At 46.2% G+C, this 14,511-nt stretch carries 14 protein-coding genes and 1 riboswitch; of the genes, 4 read left to right on the forward strand and 10 right to left on the reverse strand.

The window, feature by feature from the left end; translation table 11 throughout:
• Positions 1-68 precede the first annotated feature (68 nt).
• The 3 genes from ACXAD6_RS14280 to ACXAD6_RS14290 form a co-directional block, all read right to left on the reverse strand.
• On the reverse strand, positions 69-2,012 hold the full coding sequence (locus ACXAD6_RS14280; RefSeq protein ID WP_474969424.1) for a BglG family transcription antiterminator: 1,944 nt from the start codon (positions 2,010-2,012) through the stop codon (positions 69-71).
• 554 nt (positions 2,013-2,566) lie between these two features.
• A complete protein-coding gene (tenA, locus tag ACXAD6_RS14285; RefSeq protein WP_474969425.1) occupies positions 2,567-3,253 on the reverse strand; it encodes a thiaminase II in 687 nt (228 codons plus the stop codon).
• Positions 3,253-4,539, reverse strand: coding sequence for an acetylornithine deacetylase (locus ACXAD6_RS14290; protein WP_474969426.1), 1,287 nt, complete (start codon positions 4,537-4,539; stop codon positions 3,253-3,255). The genes tenA and ACXAD6_RS14290 overlap by 1 nt, the downstream gene beginning before the upstream one ends.
• Before the next feature lie 79 nt (positions 4,540-4,618).
• Positions 4,619-4,725, reverse strand: a riboswitch (TPP riboswitch).
• Between the two features lie 103 nt (positions 4,726-4,828).
• Here ACXAD6_RS14290 and ACXAD6_RS14295 point away from each other — a divergent pair.
• Positions 4,829-5,323, forward strand: coding sequence for a GNAT family N-acetyltransferase (locus ACXAD6_RS14295; protein ID WP_474969427.1), 495 nt, complete (start codon positions 4,829-4,831; stop codon positions 5,321-5,323).
• Here the strand turns inward: ACXAD6_RS14295 and ACXAD6_RS14300 are convergent.
• Both ACXAD6_RS14300 and ACXAD6_RS14305 read right to left on the reverse strand, forming a co-directional pair.
• Positions 5,279-5,704: a hypothetical protein gene (locus ACXAD6_RS14300; protein ID WP_474969428.1), complete on the reverse strand. Its 426-nt coding sequence runs from the start codon at positions 5,702-5,704 to the stop codon at positions 5,279-5,281. The two genes, ACXAD6_RS14295 and ACXAD6_RS14300, sit on opposite strands and share 45 nt — an antisense overlap.
• A 209-nt stretch (positions 5,705-5,913) precedes the next feature.
• On the reverse strand, positions 5,914-6,330 hold the full coding sequence (locus ACXAD6_RS14305; protein ID WP_474969429.1) for a hypothetical protein: 417 nt from the start codon (positions 6,328-6,330) through the stop codon (positions 5,914-5,916).
• 199 nt (positions 6,331-6,529) lie between these two features.
• Between ACXAD6_RS14305 and ACXAD6_RS14310 the strand changes: the two genes are divergently transcribed.
• The gene (locus ACXAD6_RS14310) at positions 6,530-7,303 is read left to right on the forward strand and encodes an alpha/beta hydrolase (protein WP_474969430.1); all 774 of its coding nucleotides are present in this window, start codon (positions 6,530-6,532) and stop codon (positions 7,301-7,303) included.
• Positions 7,304-7,322: 19 nt separating this feature from the next.
• On the opposite strand, the gene ACXAD6_RS14315 is transcribed toward ACXAD6_RS14310, so the two are convergent.
• Together ACXAD6_RS14315 and ACXAD6_RS14320 are read right to left on the reverse strand one after the other, a co-directional pair.
• Positions 7,323-8,192: a peptidylprolyl isomerase gene (locus ACXAD6_RS14315; protein ID WP_474969431.1), complete on the reverse strand. Its 870-nt coding sequence runs from the start codon at positions 8,190-8,192 to the stop codon at positions 7,323-7,325.
• 18 nt (positions 8,193-8,210) lie between these two features.
• Positions 8,211-9,362, reverse strand: a complete 1,152-nt coding sequence (locus ACXAD6_RS14320) for a S1C family serine protease (protein ID WP_474969432.1) — start codon at positions 9,360-9,362, stop codon at positions 8,211-8,213.
• Positions 9,363-9,817: 455 nt separating this feature from the next.
• Here ACXAD6_RS14320 and ACXAD6_RS14325 point away from each other — a divergent pair, with 455 nt between their 5' ends.
• Entirely contained in the window at positions 9,818-10,354 is a 537-nt protein-coding gene (locus tag ACXAD6_RS14325; RefSeq protein WP_474969433.1) for a sigma-70 family RNA polymerase sigma factor, read from the forward strand.
• Positions 10,347-11,492 carry a hypothetical protein gene (locus ACXAD6_RS14330; RefSeq protein WP_474969434.1) on the forward strand — a complete coding sequence of 382 codons (1,146 nt, stop codon included), beginning with the start codon at positions 10,347-10,349 and terminating at the stop codon, positions 11,490-11,492. Before ACXAD6_RS14325 ends, ACXAD6_RS14330 begins: the two co-directional genes overlap by 8 nt.
• 469 nt (positions 11,493-11,961) lie before the next feature.
• On the opposite strand, the gene ACXAD6_RS14335 is transcribed toward ACXAD6_RS14330, so the two are convergent.
• The 3 genes from ACXAD6_RS14335 to ACXAD6_RS14345 form a co-directional block, all read right to left on the reverse strand.
• A complete protein-coding gene (locus tag ACXAD6_RS14335) occupies positions 11,962-12,135 on the reverse strand; it encodes a hypothetical protein (protein WP_474969436.1) in 174 nt (57 codons plus the stop codon).
• 69 nt (positions 12,136-12,204) lie between these two features.
• Complete coding sequence (locus tag ACXAD6_RS14340) at positions 12,205-12,726, reverse strand: hypothetical protein (protein ID WP_474969437.1); 522 nt, start codon at positions 12,724-12,726, stop codon at positions 12,205-12,207.
• A gap of 101 nt (positions 12,727-12,827) precedes the next feature.
• Positions 12,828-14,306, reverse strand: coding sequence for an Lsa family ABC-F type ribosomal protection protein (locus tag ACXAD6_RS14345; protein WP_474969439.1), 1,479 nt, complete (start codon positions 14,304-14,306; stop codon positions 12,828-12,830).
• Between the last annotated feature and the right edge of the window lie 205 nt (positions 14,307-14,511).

Genomic DNA, 14,511 nt, shown 5'->3' on the forward strand with positions numbered 1-14,511 from the left:
TCGCTTACTTATACTGTAGCAAACAATAAGGGAGGAATAATTTTTATATCTTCCACAGGCTGTGGTACTTATGGATTATTGTAAAGCGCATTCATAAATGTTGCGGCATCTTGCTGTTCAGCCAGCTGTTTTACGAATGAAGGGTTTGACGTTAACGTGTGGATTTCCCTGAACAACTGCCGGGCTTCCTGTGTGTTTTCATAGTTCATCGCAAGAAGCAGGACGACATGCACCAGCTCACCATCCCACTCCACAGGTTCAGGAAAGGCGGCCACTGCTATGGCGGAGCTGTGCACATCTTCCGCCCGGCCATGAGGGATGGCGATTCCGCCGCCAATGGCTGTAGAAGACAAATATTCCCGGTGCAGACAGGATTGAGGATAACCTTCTTTCACATACCCTTTTTTCATAAGCAGGCGGGAGAGTTCCTCGATCACTTCATATTTAGACACCCCGGACTGCCCCGTTTGAATGAGAAAAGGCGACATGTTCTGAAGGAGAACGGATTCTTTTCCCCTTTTTCTATCAGAGGTTCTCCCCTGCTCCAGCTGCTTGATGAGACTTTTTACATGCGACTGATCGTCCGCTTCAAATAACGGCGAAACGACGACAGCAGGAATGTCCAATTCTTCAATCGGTACTGTAGAGATAATCCCGTCTACACGATGCTCTTTTGTGAACGAGCGCAGCCGGTGCGCCGCAATACTGCCGTGAATATGGATATCTGGAAACAGCTTTTCCATCCGTGCTGCCAGCAGCTGAGAAAGTCCCATCCCCATATGACAGACGATCACCACTTCCACTTTTTCCTTTTTCACGGTTGCCTTCCTTTCCAGAGCCGCCTGGAAATGCAGCACTAAATAGGCGGCCTCCTCTTCCGGAATCGGGTAGAGAAGCTCTTCCTTGTGCTGGTCTAAAATCCAGACAAGCGTATCAAAAAGGTATGGATACTTTTTCTTGATGGTCATCAGTAAGGGATTGGAGATGGACAACCCGTAGGAAAGGCGGGCCAGCGTCGTTTTCAGATGTACAAATAAATGATCACGCAGGACTTCGTCTTCTTCAAAACGGTACCCGGTCTGGGCCGATGCTTCTGTCACCAGCCAGTCGATGATGTTGGAAATTTCTTCGGGAAGCTCCGGTGTAAGACCTTCCCTGGATGCCGCATGAGTTTTCGCACTTCTCAGATGCATGGTCAAATAGAGGACTTCCTCCCTTGGGAACGTCATCGCAAAAACACGCTCCAGACGATTACACATTTCTTCCGCCCACGGAAATTCTTCGTGGGTCCGGATCGACTGGACATCTTCTTCCGGCAGCGAAATGATCTGACCAAGCTGAACCCTCTTAATCATAAAAGCGGTATGGAGAAGCAGGGATTCGAGGGCTGCATCAGTGAAGTCGACCTGATGTTTTTCCTGAAGGGCTGCCAATTCGTGCTGAATCGTCCGTATGAAGAAGGAATCAAAAAGAACCTTTGTTACATCTTCAGCGGGGCCTTCCAGTGAAGAAAGTCCTGTCACGGCCTGACGGATCTGTTTTTCCTCTCCGGAAATATATACGCCGATTTTCTGCTTGCGGACCATTTCCAGATGATAAGGGTGCAGCCATGTTTCGATTTCATCCAGAATATTTCGGACACCGGTATGGGAAAGGTAGTAGTCTTTCCGCAGCTTCTGGATGGTGACCGGGCGTGGGGCGGACAACAGGGCAAAGGCGATTTTCGTCCGGAGGGAACGATCCTGCGCTTCATTTTGAGGAAAGGAATGATGGAGATGGTCGATCAACAGGGCGTTGTCAGCTTCTTTAATCGCAAGCCGCACCCCGCGGCCGGCTTTTTTCTCAATGACACCCGTCCGTCCCTGCTCGTCCAAATAATCCTGAACGGCCGGCAGATGATTCCGAATGGCTTTATCTGAGTATCCGAGAGACTCCGCAATCTTACCTGTCGGGATGAACGTGTTCGGCATCCCGGTAAAATAGTGGAGGATCTGCTGTTGGATTTCCTTCATAGGTATGTTCTCCTTTGCCTCTTTTTTCAAATGGATTGAAAGGGATCGTCTACCTTTCATTCTACCTCGTTCGTGACATTTTGACTACTTTCGACATTAATGACAAAACCCTCTCCATTTAGGAGAGGGTGGTCTTCGGAAAAGATTATCCGCATTTTTTTAATGGATGTATGAAAGGTAACCATTTATCTTGTTCCATTGAAAATCCATAGGGGATTTGAAGACAAATACTTAGTGAACAGCCTTTTATCCAAAGAACAGCGTTATCATATACCTCTTTAAGTCCTGGAACGTTTTACTCTTGATTAACCTTATTCCAAGTTGGATAACTTATCTTGTCAGAGGAAATCTGCGGATGTCACGAGGAGCGTTCGGTGGTGACGCCTGTGGGATCAGCACGAGCCGAAGATCCACTTGGACAGGTGATCTTCCTGTCCAAGTTAGCTAAGGCCGGGCCCACGGCAAGCATCCACCGATAAGCGGATCGTGGTCATCCACATGGCAGATAGGCAGTTGAGTGCGTCTAAACTCTTTTCAAAAGAGGAGAGGGGTGTTCAGGTATTCAAAAAGCTCTCTTCCTCGACCCACATTTTTTGTTTCCACGCCATCTCCCAGAACATATACTCCAGCTTACTCGTATGAATAAAGATCTCTTCGAGGTGAGCTTTTTCCCTTTCCGGAAGTCCGTCAGCCAGCTCGTTGATTAATTTTTTCAGTGTGGAAGCAAGCTCAGAAAATTCTTCGGACGCATACATCTCAATCCAATCGCCGTAAAACTCGTGCTTTTCTCCTTGATTTTGTTCGGCAAGGTGAAGGCCGATCACGTTGTAGCTCCATGTGCAGGCCAGCACACAGGCCGCCACCTCAGCCTCTGATCCTTGATTTGCCTTGTTCAGCATATAGCTCGTATAGGCGAGGAGGGTGGCAGAAGGTTTCGTTTCCTCCAGCTCCTCCCGACTGATGCCGATCCGTTCCGCATAGTTCCGGTGCAGCTCCATTTCCTCACTTAAAGTGGAATGAAGCAGTTCAGAGAACATCGTCATCGTATCCAGGCTTTTCGCCTTAACGGAACCAAAAGCAAACACGCGGCAGTAATCAATCAAGTACAAATAATCCTGGCGCATGAAAAATTGGAATTTCTCAAGCTCGAGCGTGCCGTCCCCAATCCCTTTGACGAATGGATGATCGAGGTAGGCCTCCCAAATCGGACGGGCACTTTCGTATAAACGGTCTGTAAACATTACGCTTCCTCCTTGTCATCTGCTTGTTGAAACCAATTGTATAAAAAAGCCATCATTGTTTTCGTATAATCCAACAGCTGTCCCCGGTCCAGCGACTCATTCACCGCATGCGCCTGATCCAGCGTGCCGGGGCCGTAGAGAATGGTCGGGATCCCTGCTTCTGAGAGCCACCCTCCATCCGTCACAGTCGGAGACATGGACATTTCCGCCGGCGTACCATGGATGATTTTATGGGCCTGTTGAAGCTGCTGTACCCCTGGATGGGCAGGATCGACAGAAAAGGCGGGGAAGATTTCTCCGCGCTCCTCGATCATGGACGTTCCTCCCCATTTGAATTGAGGGGCATGGTTTTTCAGCCATGGATCGGCCTGGGCGGCAGCACGGACATGTGCTTCAATTTCTTCGATCACATCTTCATAATGCTCTTCTGGATAATAGTGCACGGTAATCCATAAAGCACAGCGGTCGGCGATAAAAGCGGCATGCCTTCCACCTTCAATCACAGCCGGATTGATTGTCGTCGATCCAGGTGGAAAGCCTGGACTCGATTTCGTCACCGCCCAGTGCTGCTCCAATTCCTGCAGCGACTGGATGATTTTCATCATTTTTTCAATCGCCCCCGCTCCGTATCTTCCTCCACCGGCGTGAATGAGCGAACGGCGTTCCGCATCGTGGAAGTTTTCCGGGCTTTCAACCATTACCCATCCGGTAATAACGCCCCCCTGCCCTTGAATGGCGCAGTTACTTGTATCGGATACGATGGCTAAATCGGCATAATACCCTCTTTCTCCACAGGATTTTGTTCCTGCTTCTCCGACCTCTTCACCGACGACGGACTGCACATGAAGATCGCCGGTCGGCTCGATTCCCGCTTCATGGAGCAGTTTGAGTGCAAACAGAACAGCCGCCATTCCACCTTTCATATCCGCTGTCCCTCGGCCATAAAGCCGGTCGCCTTGAATCGTGAGCGTGAAAGGATCATGCTCCCACTTTTCGCCGTCATCCAGAGCGGCCACATCAATATGACCGTTTAAGATGAGACTTCTGCTGTGTTCCCGGTCGGTTCCTTTTTTCGTTCCGACGACAATCGGATCGCCGGGGTACAGTTCCCACGTGTCTATTTCAAAATCCATCCGGCTTAAATACTTTTCTATGTACTGTTGTGCTTCCGACGCATTTCGGGCTGGAGGGCTTAACGTCGGAAAGGCGACCAAGTCCCCTAGAAGCTGGTGCATCTCCTCTTCCTTTTCCTCCACTCTCTGCAGCAATTCCTCTAACTGAATCATCGTACTCTCTCCTTCCATATAAAAAGCCCGCCCCTTCGAGAGAAGGAGCGGGCTTGATCATCATGTAAGAAAAGATCAATCATCGACCGCTTCACTTCCCTCCGCTGGTATGAGCCAGATCAGGTTGTAAGGGTCAAAGCTTCTGCTTTTCTCAGCCCCGTCATCAGGGCTCCCCTAGTGAAACATGCTATAAAACTGTTATTTTCATTACAACACAGGGGGCCGGAAAGGACAAGTCCCGTTTAAACGCGAAATGTAGATGGAGGACGTATAAAACAGGAGGCAATGGATGGACATCAAAAACGATGATTTAACAAGCGATGAAGTACAAGCATTCATAAAGGAACACCTTTTCAATATGACCCTGCACTCCCCGCCAGAAAGCATCCACGCATTGGATATAGAAAAATTAAAGCAGCCCGGCGTGACCTTTTGGACAGCCTGGGAAAAGGGAGAGCTGGCAGGAATGGGAGCGTTGAAAGAACTCCATCCGGCGCACGGAGAAATCAAGTCGATGAGAACGGCCTCTTCCCATTTAAGACGAGGCGTCGCCCACAGATTGCTCCAACACATCATAAATGAACCCAGCGCCCGAGGGTATACACAGCTCTTTATAGAAACCGGGTCTCAAGAGGCGTTCCATCCGGCTGTCCAGCTGTATAAGAACTTCGGGTTTGTTTTCTGTGGTCCTTTCGCCGGCTACAAGGAAGACCCGAACAGCTTATTTATGACCCTGAAACTAACGGATACTGTAATACATAGCCATGATGACCGCAACGGATAAGAGGACAGCCGCTGTCAGACTCCTCTTCAGGAAAGCAGCAGGAATTTTTTTAACGAGCGTGTAGGTGATTGGAAAAATGAAACTGATCGGTATGAGATACAAGCTTAAGAACATCGTAAAGACAGCCAATAACACAGCTAGAAGTGGTCCAATTAAAAGATACAGGCCCCACTCAATAAAAAAGCGTCCCAACGACAGCTGACTGCTTAAACGATCGGCTATCAAGGATAGGGGGAGGGCAAACACAGCATGCCCCAAATAGATGTTGACTAAATTAAAATATAAGTTTCCTACCAGATTGCTGTAATCCGATGTGAGATAAATAGAAACCAATAAAGCTGTTACAAAACTGCTGATTAAGGCAGCAAAAATTTTCCGCATCGTACAAGCTCACTTTCATGTTGTTTTATTTATGTAGGTAAAAGAAGCGCAGGTTCCGGTTATGGGTGGGTCTGTTCTGTTCCCGCAGGCTTCAACTTCCTCAAGACCTCACCACATGACCAGATTGCAGTATAGGCGTTGGCGACGCCTATGGATCAGGGTAAGGCAATGAGAGGAGGAGAGTCCTTTTTCTATAGGGATAGAGAAAATTATCCACCCAGAGATATGGTCTCAAAGGCGGCTTCTTTTCCGTTTTCATAAATCCTCAGGATCTCATAACTTTGATAACCGTCGACTCTGTAGAAGCGTTCGGATTTAACCGAACCACCAGCGCCGGCCTCTGTCTTGTATAACAGGTTCAGCGTATCTTCTTCTGCCCGGACCTCGAAGGATGTATAATATTCCGCCCCTTCGCCCTGTTTTGTTCCGTTCAAATAGATATACACCGTATTCTGATCTCCGTCTTGGAACATATGATTTCCATGTCTATTTTTTACCGTTTGAAAATAGGACAACGCGTCCCCTGGAAGATCCTTTTTCCCAATTTCAGAGAAGGACCATTCCCTTTCACTTTGACACGCTGTCAGGATTAAAACAGATAAAAGCACCAATAGGATTCCCTTCAATAACAAGCCCCCTTTTACACTTTCTCTGCTATTCTAGCATTCCTGGATGGCCCTTGAAAAATCCATTTCACATGGAAGGAAAGCGTTGATCGAATGGATCAGCTTATATAACATAGTTGACTTATCGGAATTATTGTATTTTAATAGCACTAATAGATTTTTATCGAACGACCAGTGAATGAAGATGGAGGGAAACATGATGAAGGAAGCCTATCCGGTTATTGATGGTGCGGAATCGTTGTTTTTTGAAGGAAATGATACAGGGGTACTGCTCTGTCATGGCTTTTTAGGAACGCCCCAGAGTCTGAGAGAGGTGGCAGAAGGGCTGGCGGATCAAGGTTATACCGTATCGGTGCCACGACTTCCAGGTCACGGAACGCACTATAAAGATCTGGCTTCCTGCTCGTTCTCCGATTGGTATATGGAAATCGAAGCCGCTTATCTGCAGTTGTACTCCCGGTGCAGGGAAGTGTTCGTCATCGGACAGTCAATGGGAGGCACGCTGACTCTGGACCTCGCTGCTCAATACCCCGGCATTTCCGGCATAGCGTTAATCAACCCAGCTATGTATATCCCGGCGTTCTCCCATCTGGAACAAGCGTCCGAGCCCTTTTATATAGAGGAAGGAAAGCCTGACATCAAAGACCCCGGTGCGGTGGAGATCACCTATACCCAGACACCGTTGACCGCTTACCAGGAACTGTTGAAGTATATGAAGGTCGTCAGAAGAAAATTATCCGGCATTCGATGTCCACTCACCTGTTTGGTGTCCAGCGTTGACAACGTCGTTCCACCGGAGAATACCGATTACATCCTTAGAAAAGTCTCTTCCCACAATGTATCGAAATACGTCTTGGAGAATTCCTACCACGTCGCCTCGATGGACTACGATAAGGATCAAATCATCGAAGCGCTGCTTTCCTATCTGGAGACGCGCTCCTCCATCAATCATCGAAAAAAGGTCAGCCCGTAAATGGCTGGCCTTTTCTTATTTACTCCAGAGTGTTTTCAATATCGTACTCCTCCATTTTTTCCTGCATCCAAAGGTCGTACTCTTCACTGACTTTGGATTGGTATAACGTCTCACCAATTTCCTCTTCGACTTCATCATAAACTGCATCCTGCGCTTCGGTATGGTCGGTCACTTCAATGATGTGATAGCCGTACTCCGTCTCAACGATATCACTGATGTCCCCAACTTCCATGGAAAAAGCGGCCTCCTCAAAGGCTTCGACCATTTCACCTTCACTGAACGCCCCTAGATCGCCTCCGGAGGCCACTGTCGTATCATCGATGGAATATTCGGCCACCAGATCCTCAAACGCCTCGCCCTCGTCCAGTTTTGATAATACCTCCTCCGCTTCTTCCTCGGTCTCAGTCAGGATGTGTCTAGCACTTACCTGCTCAGGTTGATTGTAGCTTTTCTTGTTCTCTTCAAAATACGTTTCCTTCTCTTCATCAGTGATGGAAATTCTCTCAGCAAGCAGCAGATCAACAGCTAAGTAATCTTCAATATCCTTCTCTACGTCCGCAATCGTCATCCCGCTTGCTTCAAGAGTGGACTGGAAGGCTTCCTCACCACCGTACTGATCATAGTACATAGCCAGTTCTTCCTCCACAGCTTCCTGGCTCACCGTAATGTCATTGTCTTCTGTTTCCAGTTCAACGATTTTGTTGGTAATCAGCGTATCCAGCGTTTCCTGACCGTACTGTTCCACCAGCGTATCGTACAGCTCCTCCTTTTCAATTACTTCTCCGTTCACGGAAGCTACACTTTCCTTCGGATCCATACTCAGGCTCAAAATAATCAGGAGGACAGCGGAAACCGCCACCACTCCTCCCAGCAGCATTTTTTTATTCATCTTTTCAAAACTCCTATTCTACTCATTGATTTGTTCCGTAAGGGTCACCTTCACCGTCTGCGAAGTTCCATTTCGGTAAAATTCCACGACGACGGTGTCGCCTGCGTTTGTTTCTGTATATAAATATTTTCTCAGGTCCGTGCTGTCTGAGACTGCCACTCCATCGATAGAAGTCATCACATCGTCAACCTGCAGGCCTGCTTTAGCAGCGGCTGATGTTTCATCGACAGAGGCGACAATGACGCCTTCTTCGGTTCCTTCCGGCAGTGACGTCCGGTACTGGGCAGGCGCCTCATTGACGCCGACGACACCCACGCCGAGGTAGGAGCGGTCCACCTGACCATCTTCACTCATGTCCGCAATCAGTGTTTCCACATCATTACTTGGAATTGCAAAGCCAAGCCCTTCCGCATCGGCATCCGCCATTTTCAAGCTGTTGATTCCGATCAACTCACCTGAGGCATTGATTAACGCACCCCCGCTGTTCCCTGGACTGATGGCGGCATCGGTCTGTATGACATCAAGATCCCACTCTCCAGCAGACGTCGTTACAGAAATCGTCCGGTCGACCGCACTGACAATCCCCTGGGTGACCGTCCGGGATAAGTCCAGGCCGAGCGGGTTCCCGATTGCAAGGACATCCTCGCCTGCACGGATGGAATCGGAGTCGCCGAAGGCCAGTGGTTCGATATCAAAGCTTCCTTCTATTTTCAAAACGGCAATATCCGTAAGCGCATCGGCGCCAATGACTTCCGCGGAGGTGGTCTCCCCGTCAAAAAGGGAGATGTCCACTTCCGATGCCCCTTCAATCACATGGTTGTTCGTCACAATATAGGCGGCATCGTCCTCCACCTTATAAATGACACCGGAGCCTGTACCCGCCTCTGTCACATCCTCTCCCGAAGCAAACGGCGTCTGCTGGTTCGTCAAGTTTACGACACCGACAATCGCTTCCGAGGCCTGTTCTGCAACATCCGCTGTAGACGCAGACGTTGTGGATAATGGTTCTGTCTCAGCCTCCACTGCCTCTTGAGGCGCGCTGGCCGTTTCAGATGTATTCGGCAGTTCTTCCATTTGAGACACGGTTCCTAATGTAAGTGCTGCCCCTAAAATCCCTGAGGATAAGGCGATGCCGGTTACTTTTAAAAGTGATGTCTTCGGTTCACTCATTCCGCTCCCTCATTTCCTTTGAACTGATTACACTATAAGTCTTGAATGTGTCAGGAGGATGTCAGAGTGTAAATCATTGGACATAAAAAAACAGCCCTCACCTTTGGGAGAAGTGAGGGCTTGGTTTCAATTCTGACGAGGAAAATATCACCCGTTAATAAAACTCACACATACAGGGATTAAAAATGCTGCAGCAAAACAAAGGACAGCCGCTGATTTTGATTGTTTGACTACACGATTCTCCCCGTCCTGTATGCTTTCAATAAATGATAGAGTGAAGTAAAAACAGAGGCAGAGGAACACGACGGAGAGAATGATTGTCCAATTTGGTATGTCTAAATTCATGATTTGATTTCCTTCCTTTCTTCCATAGATTTACCCTGCAAAAATATTCCTGTATTGTGAGACCCTCACAGATTACCGAACGTCTAATCTATGAGAAGGGAGAGAGGCTAGTGACCGGTCAGACACAAGTACACTTCTCACGTGATGAAGTCATCGAATACATTATGACTCACTATGGAGAAGTGATGAAACGAACCATTTATACCTATGTGAAAAATCACCACACCACCGACGACATTTTTCAAGACGTGCTCATTCTCATTTATCGGAAGTGGGATCAATTCCACGGGCAGTCCCAGTTAAAGACCTGGGTCATGAGGATTACTATCAATCGGTGCAAAGACTATTTACGCTCTCCTATACACCGGATCAAAATTGTAAAAGATCAATGGCTGGATAAAAAAGATCCTGAACATCTGGAAGAGACGGTTATACAAAGAGAAGAATGGGACGAAATTGCGGAAGCTATCCTGAATCTGCCCGTGAAATATCGGGAAGTGATGATTTTAACCTTCCAACAGAATATGACGCAGAGGGAAATCGCGGATGTTACCGATACGGCCTTGTCCACAGTTAAAACACGCATGCAGCGGGCTCGTCAATTGTTAAAACAACAAGTCAACGAGGAGGGACTGACTCTTGAATAAAAAGAGGATAAAAAAAGCGATAGATGATCAAATCAGTGAAAAACCACTATTCACGAGTAAAGATCGGCGCCGCTTTTACGCCAACAAACAAAAAAGCCGTTCACCTTGGTTGCAGCAGGTCTTCCCCAAGTTGTTGACAGTGATGACAGCATTACTAATGCTGGCCGGATCCCTTTACTTTTTCACTTCAGGAAACCCGCTGCAGTCTCCGGCTTCTCCTGATGAAGAAAGATTCATAGAAGGGCCGGAGACGGAAGAGGAAAAGGAAGAAAAAATAATCGAAGAAACAACTCCGGATCTTGATACAAAGATTGAAAGAATAAAAGAGGTTGTCATTAGTCAGACGAAAGAAAAACAGATAAGAGAAATCGTCCAAAAACTCAACGGGAAGGAAATAAAAGTATCTCAAGAAGAAGGAGCAGAAAGAATATCCTTCGTTTTCTCACCAGATGCTGAGGCGCCGGATACATCCTATTCGAGTCATTTGCCCCCTCCCAAGGAAGCGTACCGAAACAGTGAATTCGATTTGTTTCTGGTTGTTCAATGGAATGATGAATACAATGTCTTCCTATCAGCTGAATTGACTTACCTGTCCACGGACGGGAAATCCCTGACGAAAGAAAAATACAACATAAATAGAAACCAAAGAGAATTTGTAAAAGTCGTGGGGGCTGATGAACCTGTTTCTATGCAGGGTCTCCTGTTACGGTCCATTGCTCGTTCTTTAGATAAAGAACCAGACACTCTTACCAAAGGCGACTTAATGGATCTTGAAGAATTAACTATCAATGCCTCCCATTTGACCGAAACATTTCGTGTCGATGCTGATCCTGATGACTTCAAGGCCATGAAATCCTTGAAAGTACTAAAATTGAATCAGGCTCTTATCCCAGGTGAATTGTTAAAGGAGGTACCGACCCTGGAACAAGTCACTTTCATCGGTTCTACAGTCACTGATTTGAGCCAGGTCTCTGAAGGCATGCAGCATGTGCAGTATTTAAACTTAATTAATTCTTCCTTCCGGGGGACAGCTGAAGATATCCTGAAGCTACCATCACTGACCATCGTCAGGGTCGATCCCGCCGTAGTTCCGGAATATGAAGAGCTGCAGTTTGAAGGAATTGACGTGCGTTGGTAAGAAATTAAAAGAACACGTTAAACGAAAACAATAACACCTGTCTCAGTTCATGATGAGGCAGGTGTTATTATAATATACTGACGTAACACAGATTTAGACAGCCCTGAACACTTTCTTCTTCCTTCCACATCTCTGGCACTGATACACTGTCCTGGACTTTATTTCATCATCCCAGCCGATTTTCTCATACTTGTGCAAGCCTACCCTGCACAAAAGACTCGCTTCTTCTTTCGCTGCAACCGCAGAAAAAGCCAGGAACCCCGCCCCTGTAATACAAAAGAGATAAGGGGTGTAAAGGAGATGTATGCCTGATTGAAGCCTTAGAATGAACAGCACTACTCCGACAAAAAGAATGATGGAACCTAATGTATGTAATGATTGCTTCATTTCCTCATTCCCCATTTCAATTGATTTTTTAAAGTGGCTGATTATGAGTTGACCAATGAACAAGGTTTACGGAGTATTTTCATTATTGTTCATGGTCTCTTTGAACTTCTCTTCCAAAGAAACTTGTTCCACACACCCCGATAAAAACTGGCAGATCACAGAACCTGGATACCATCTCCATAATTACATTTACATCCCTCAATTCTTCCCAACCAGCAAGGAACCCAATGCTTTCAAATCCGCTTGCTCTGCTCAACTAAGCTAAAGGAAAAGAAACCCGGAGCAATTAAAGCTAATACAACTCCGTCTGCTCCTGTTGATGTTCCTAATAAGTTAAGTGCGCAGGATAACGATACGCCTTTCTGCCAGGCAGTTTTTCATAACGGACAAATGATTCAACCCCCGATATATCCATAGAAAACTGGTGCCCTGTTTTTTTGATATGGGCGTGGATTTCACCAATATCTCTTCCAAACAGCTTCCCAAATACCACCCCATAAGAACCCTCATTCGTTTCGATACCTTTATACGCAATGAATTCTGTTCCAAGCTCCAGCTTTTCCAAATGGTAGCTGCCGGTCCAACCTTCTTCAAGAAGAGCATAATCCATGTTTCCATTCAGCATAAACGTAACGATCGACTTATTACTGTCACCAAGCTTGGTTATTTTCACCTGCTCCGGAGTTCCACTGGAATGATAATGTTCCTTCTCTTTCCATTTGTGTGACAGAACTTTTTGAACGTCTTCCTCACTATGTCCTATATTGTACTTCGCAACAGTTCCCATATAAAATACCGCCCCTGCTGAAATCAGGACGACAGAAAGTTTTTTTAATACTTTTATCATGGTAACACCTCTGAAATCTCTAAAACTCAATGATATGGCGGTTACTTTGATAGAGTAACCGCCTGACTGATCCACAATGGAATTCCGGCTGTTGAGCACGGCTATAAAGAGATGGTTTTTGTCGCCACTCTCTCCTTAAATGCTTGATCATGCTCCACAAAAAGCATGGTAGGTTGAAACCTTTCAATAAGATCTTCAATCTGCATACGGGAATACATATCAATAAAATTCAAGGGCTCATCCCAGATGTATACATGAGCTCTTTCACACAAACTTCTGGCTACGAGCAGTTTCTTTTTTTGACCTTCCGAATAAGTGGATAGATCTTTTTCAAATTGCACCCGTTCAAAATCCATCTTACGTAAAATGGCCTTAAATAACGGCTCGTTGATATGGTTTTCTTCTATAAAACTGGATAAACTCCCCTTTAAATCAGAAGCATCCTGCTTCACATAGGAGATGATCAGTCCTGCATTTGATGTGATGGTTCCCGAGTGATGGATGGGTTCTCCTAAGATCAGCTTTAAAATACTGCTTTTCCCTGTACCATTTTTACCATCGAACACGACTCGGTCCCCCTGCTCAACAGTGAAACTAACCGGTTGATTGACTTTGGCATCGTTATACATCACGGTTAGCTCTTCAACACGAAGAAGTTCCTTCGACTTAAATTTCAACGGCTCTAATTTTAATGACTCGCTGGACTCCACATTTTTCAGGAGTGTTTCCTTCTCTTCCAAGGCTTTCTGCTGCCTGGCTTCTATGTTTTTTGAACGCTTCATCATTTTAGCTGCTTTATGGCCGACATATCCTTTATCAATTTTAGAACCAGAGTTGGTCGTGCCATTTTTGGAAGCTTCTTTTTTATGAGACCAGCCGGCTGAGCGCTTTGATGATTTTCTCAGCCTGCTTATATCTTTCTTAAGCCGTTCATTGACCGCGTCCTCCAGTTCCTGCTGACGGTCAAAGTTCAGCTTCCATGAAGAGTAATTCCCGTTCTGAACCTCGATGTCCGCTTTGTTGATCGATAAGATATGATCCACACATCCATCGACAAAGTTTCGATCATGGGAAATTAAAATAAAGCCTTTTTTCTTATTCAGATAATGAGCAACCATTTTTCTTCCCTCTATATCCAAGTGGTTGGTCGGCTCATCAATTAATAAAAACTGCCCCTCATTCAGGAAAAGCGCCGCAAGCAGCACCTTTGTCTGCTCCCCATTGGATAACGTATCAAACGAACGGTACATAACCCCGGCGTCCACATCCAACAACGAGATTTCGCGAAAGAACTCCCAGTCTTCTGCTTGTGGACAAATCTCTTCCAATACTTCATGGGTGGCTTTCCTTTTATCAGGAACCGGCGTAGGAAAATAATTAAATTCCACAGAGGAAATGATTTGACCGCTATACTCGTAATTTCCTAACAGGAGGTTCATGAAGGTTGTCTTCCCTCTTCCGTTGCGACCAATAAAGCCGAGTTTCCAATCGGTATCGATTTGAAAGCTTACATTCTCAAAAATATTGTCAAAGCTGCTTGGATAGGAAAAGGTCAGGTGCTGCACTTGAATCATCGACATCTTTATTCCTCCTTTACATATTCAAACACACATCTACTTCCGTACAGACGAGGGAAATAGATGATGAAAGGTAACCAACTATGAGAGGAATAAAAAATCCTCCCAATAATAATTGGAAGGATTAGTCAACGTACATCATGATAAACCAACAAATATGCCAATAGAAAACAGCACATGGAGGTCACGACTGATTTTTATAAATGAA

The sequence above is a fragment of the Halobacillus sp. ABH2_015 genome (assembly GCF_056158945.1).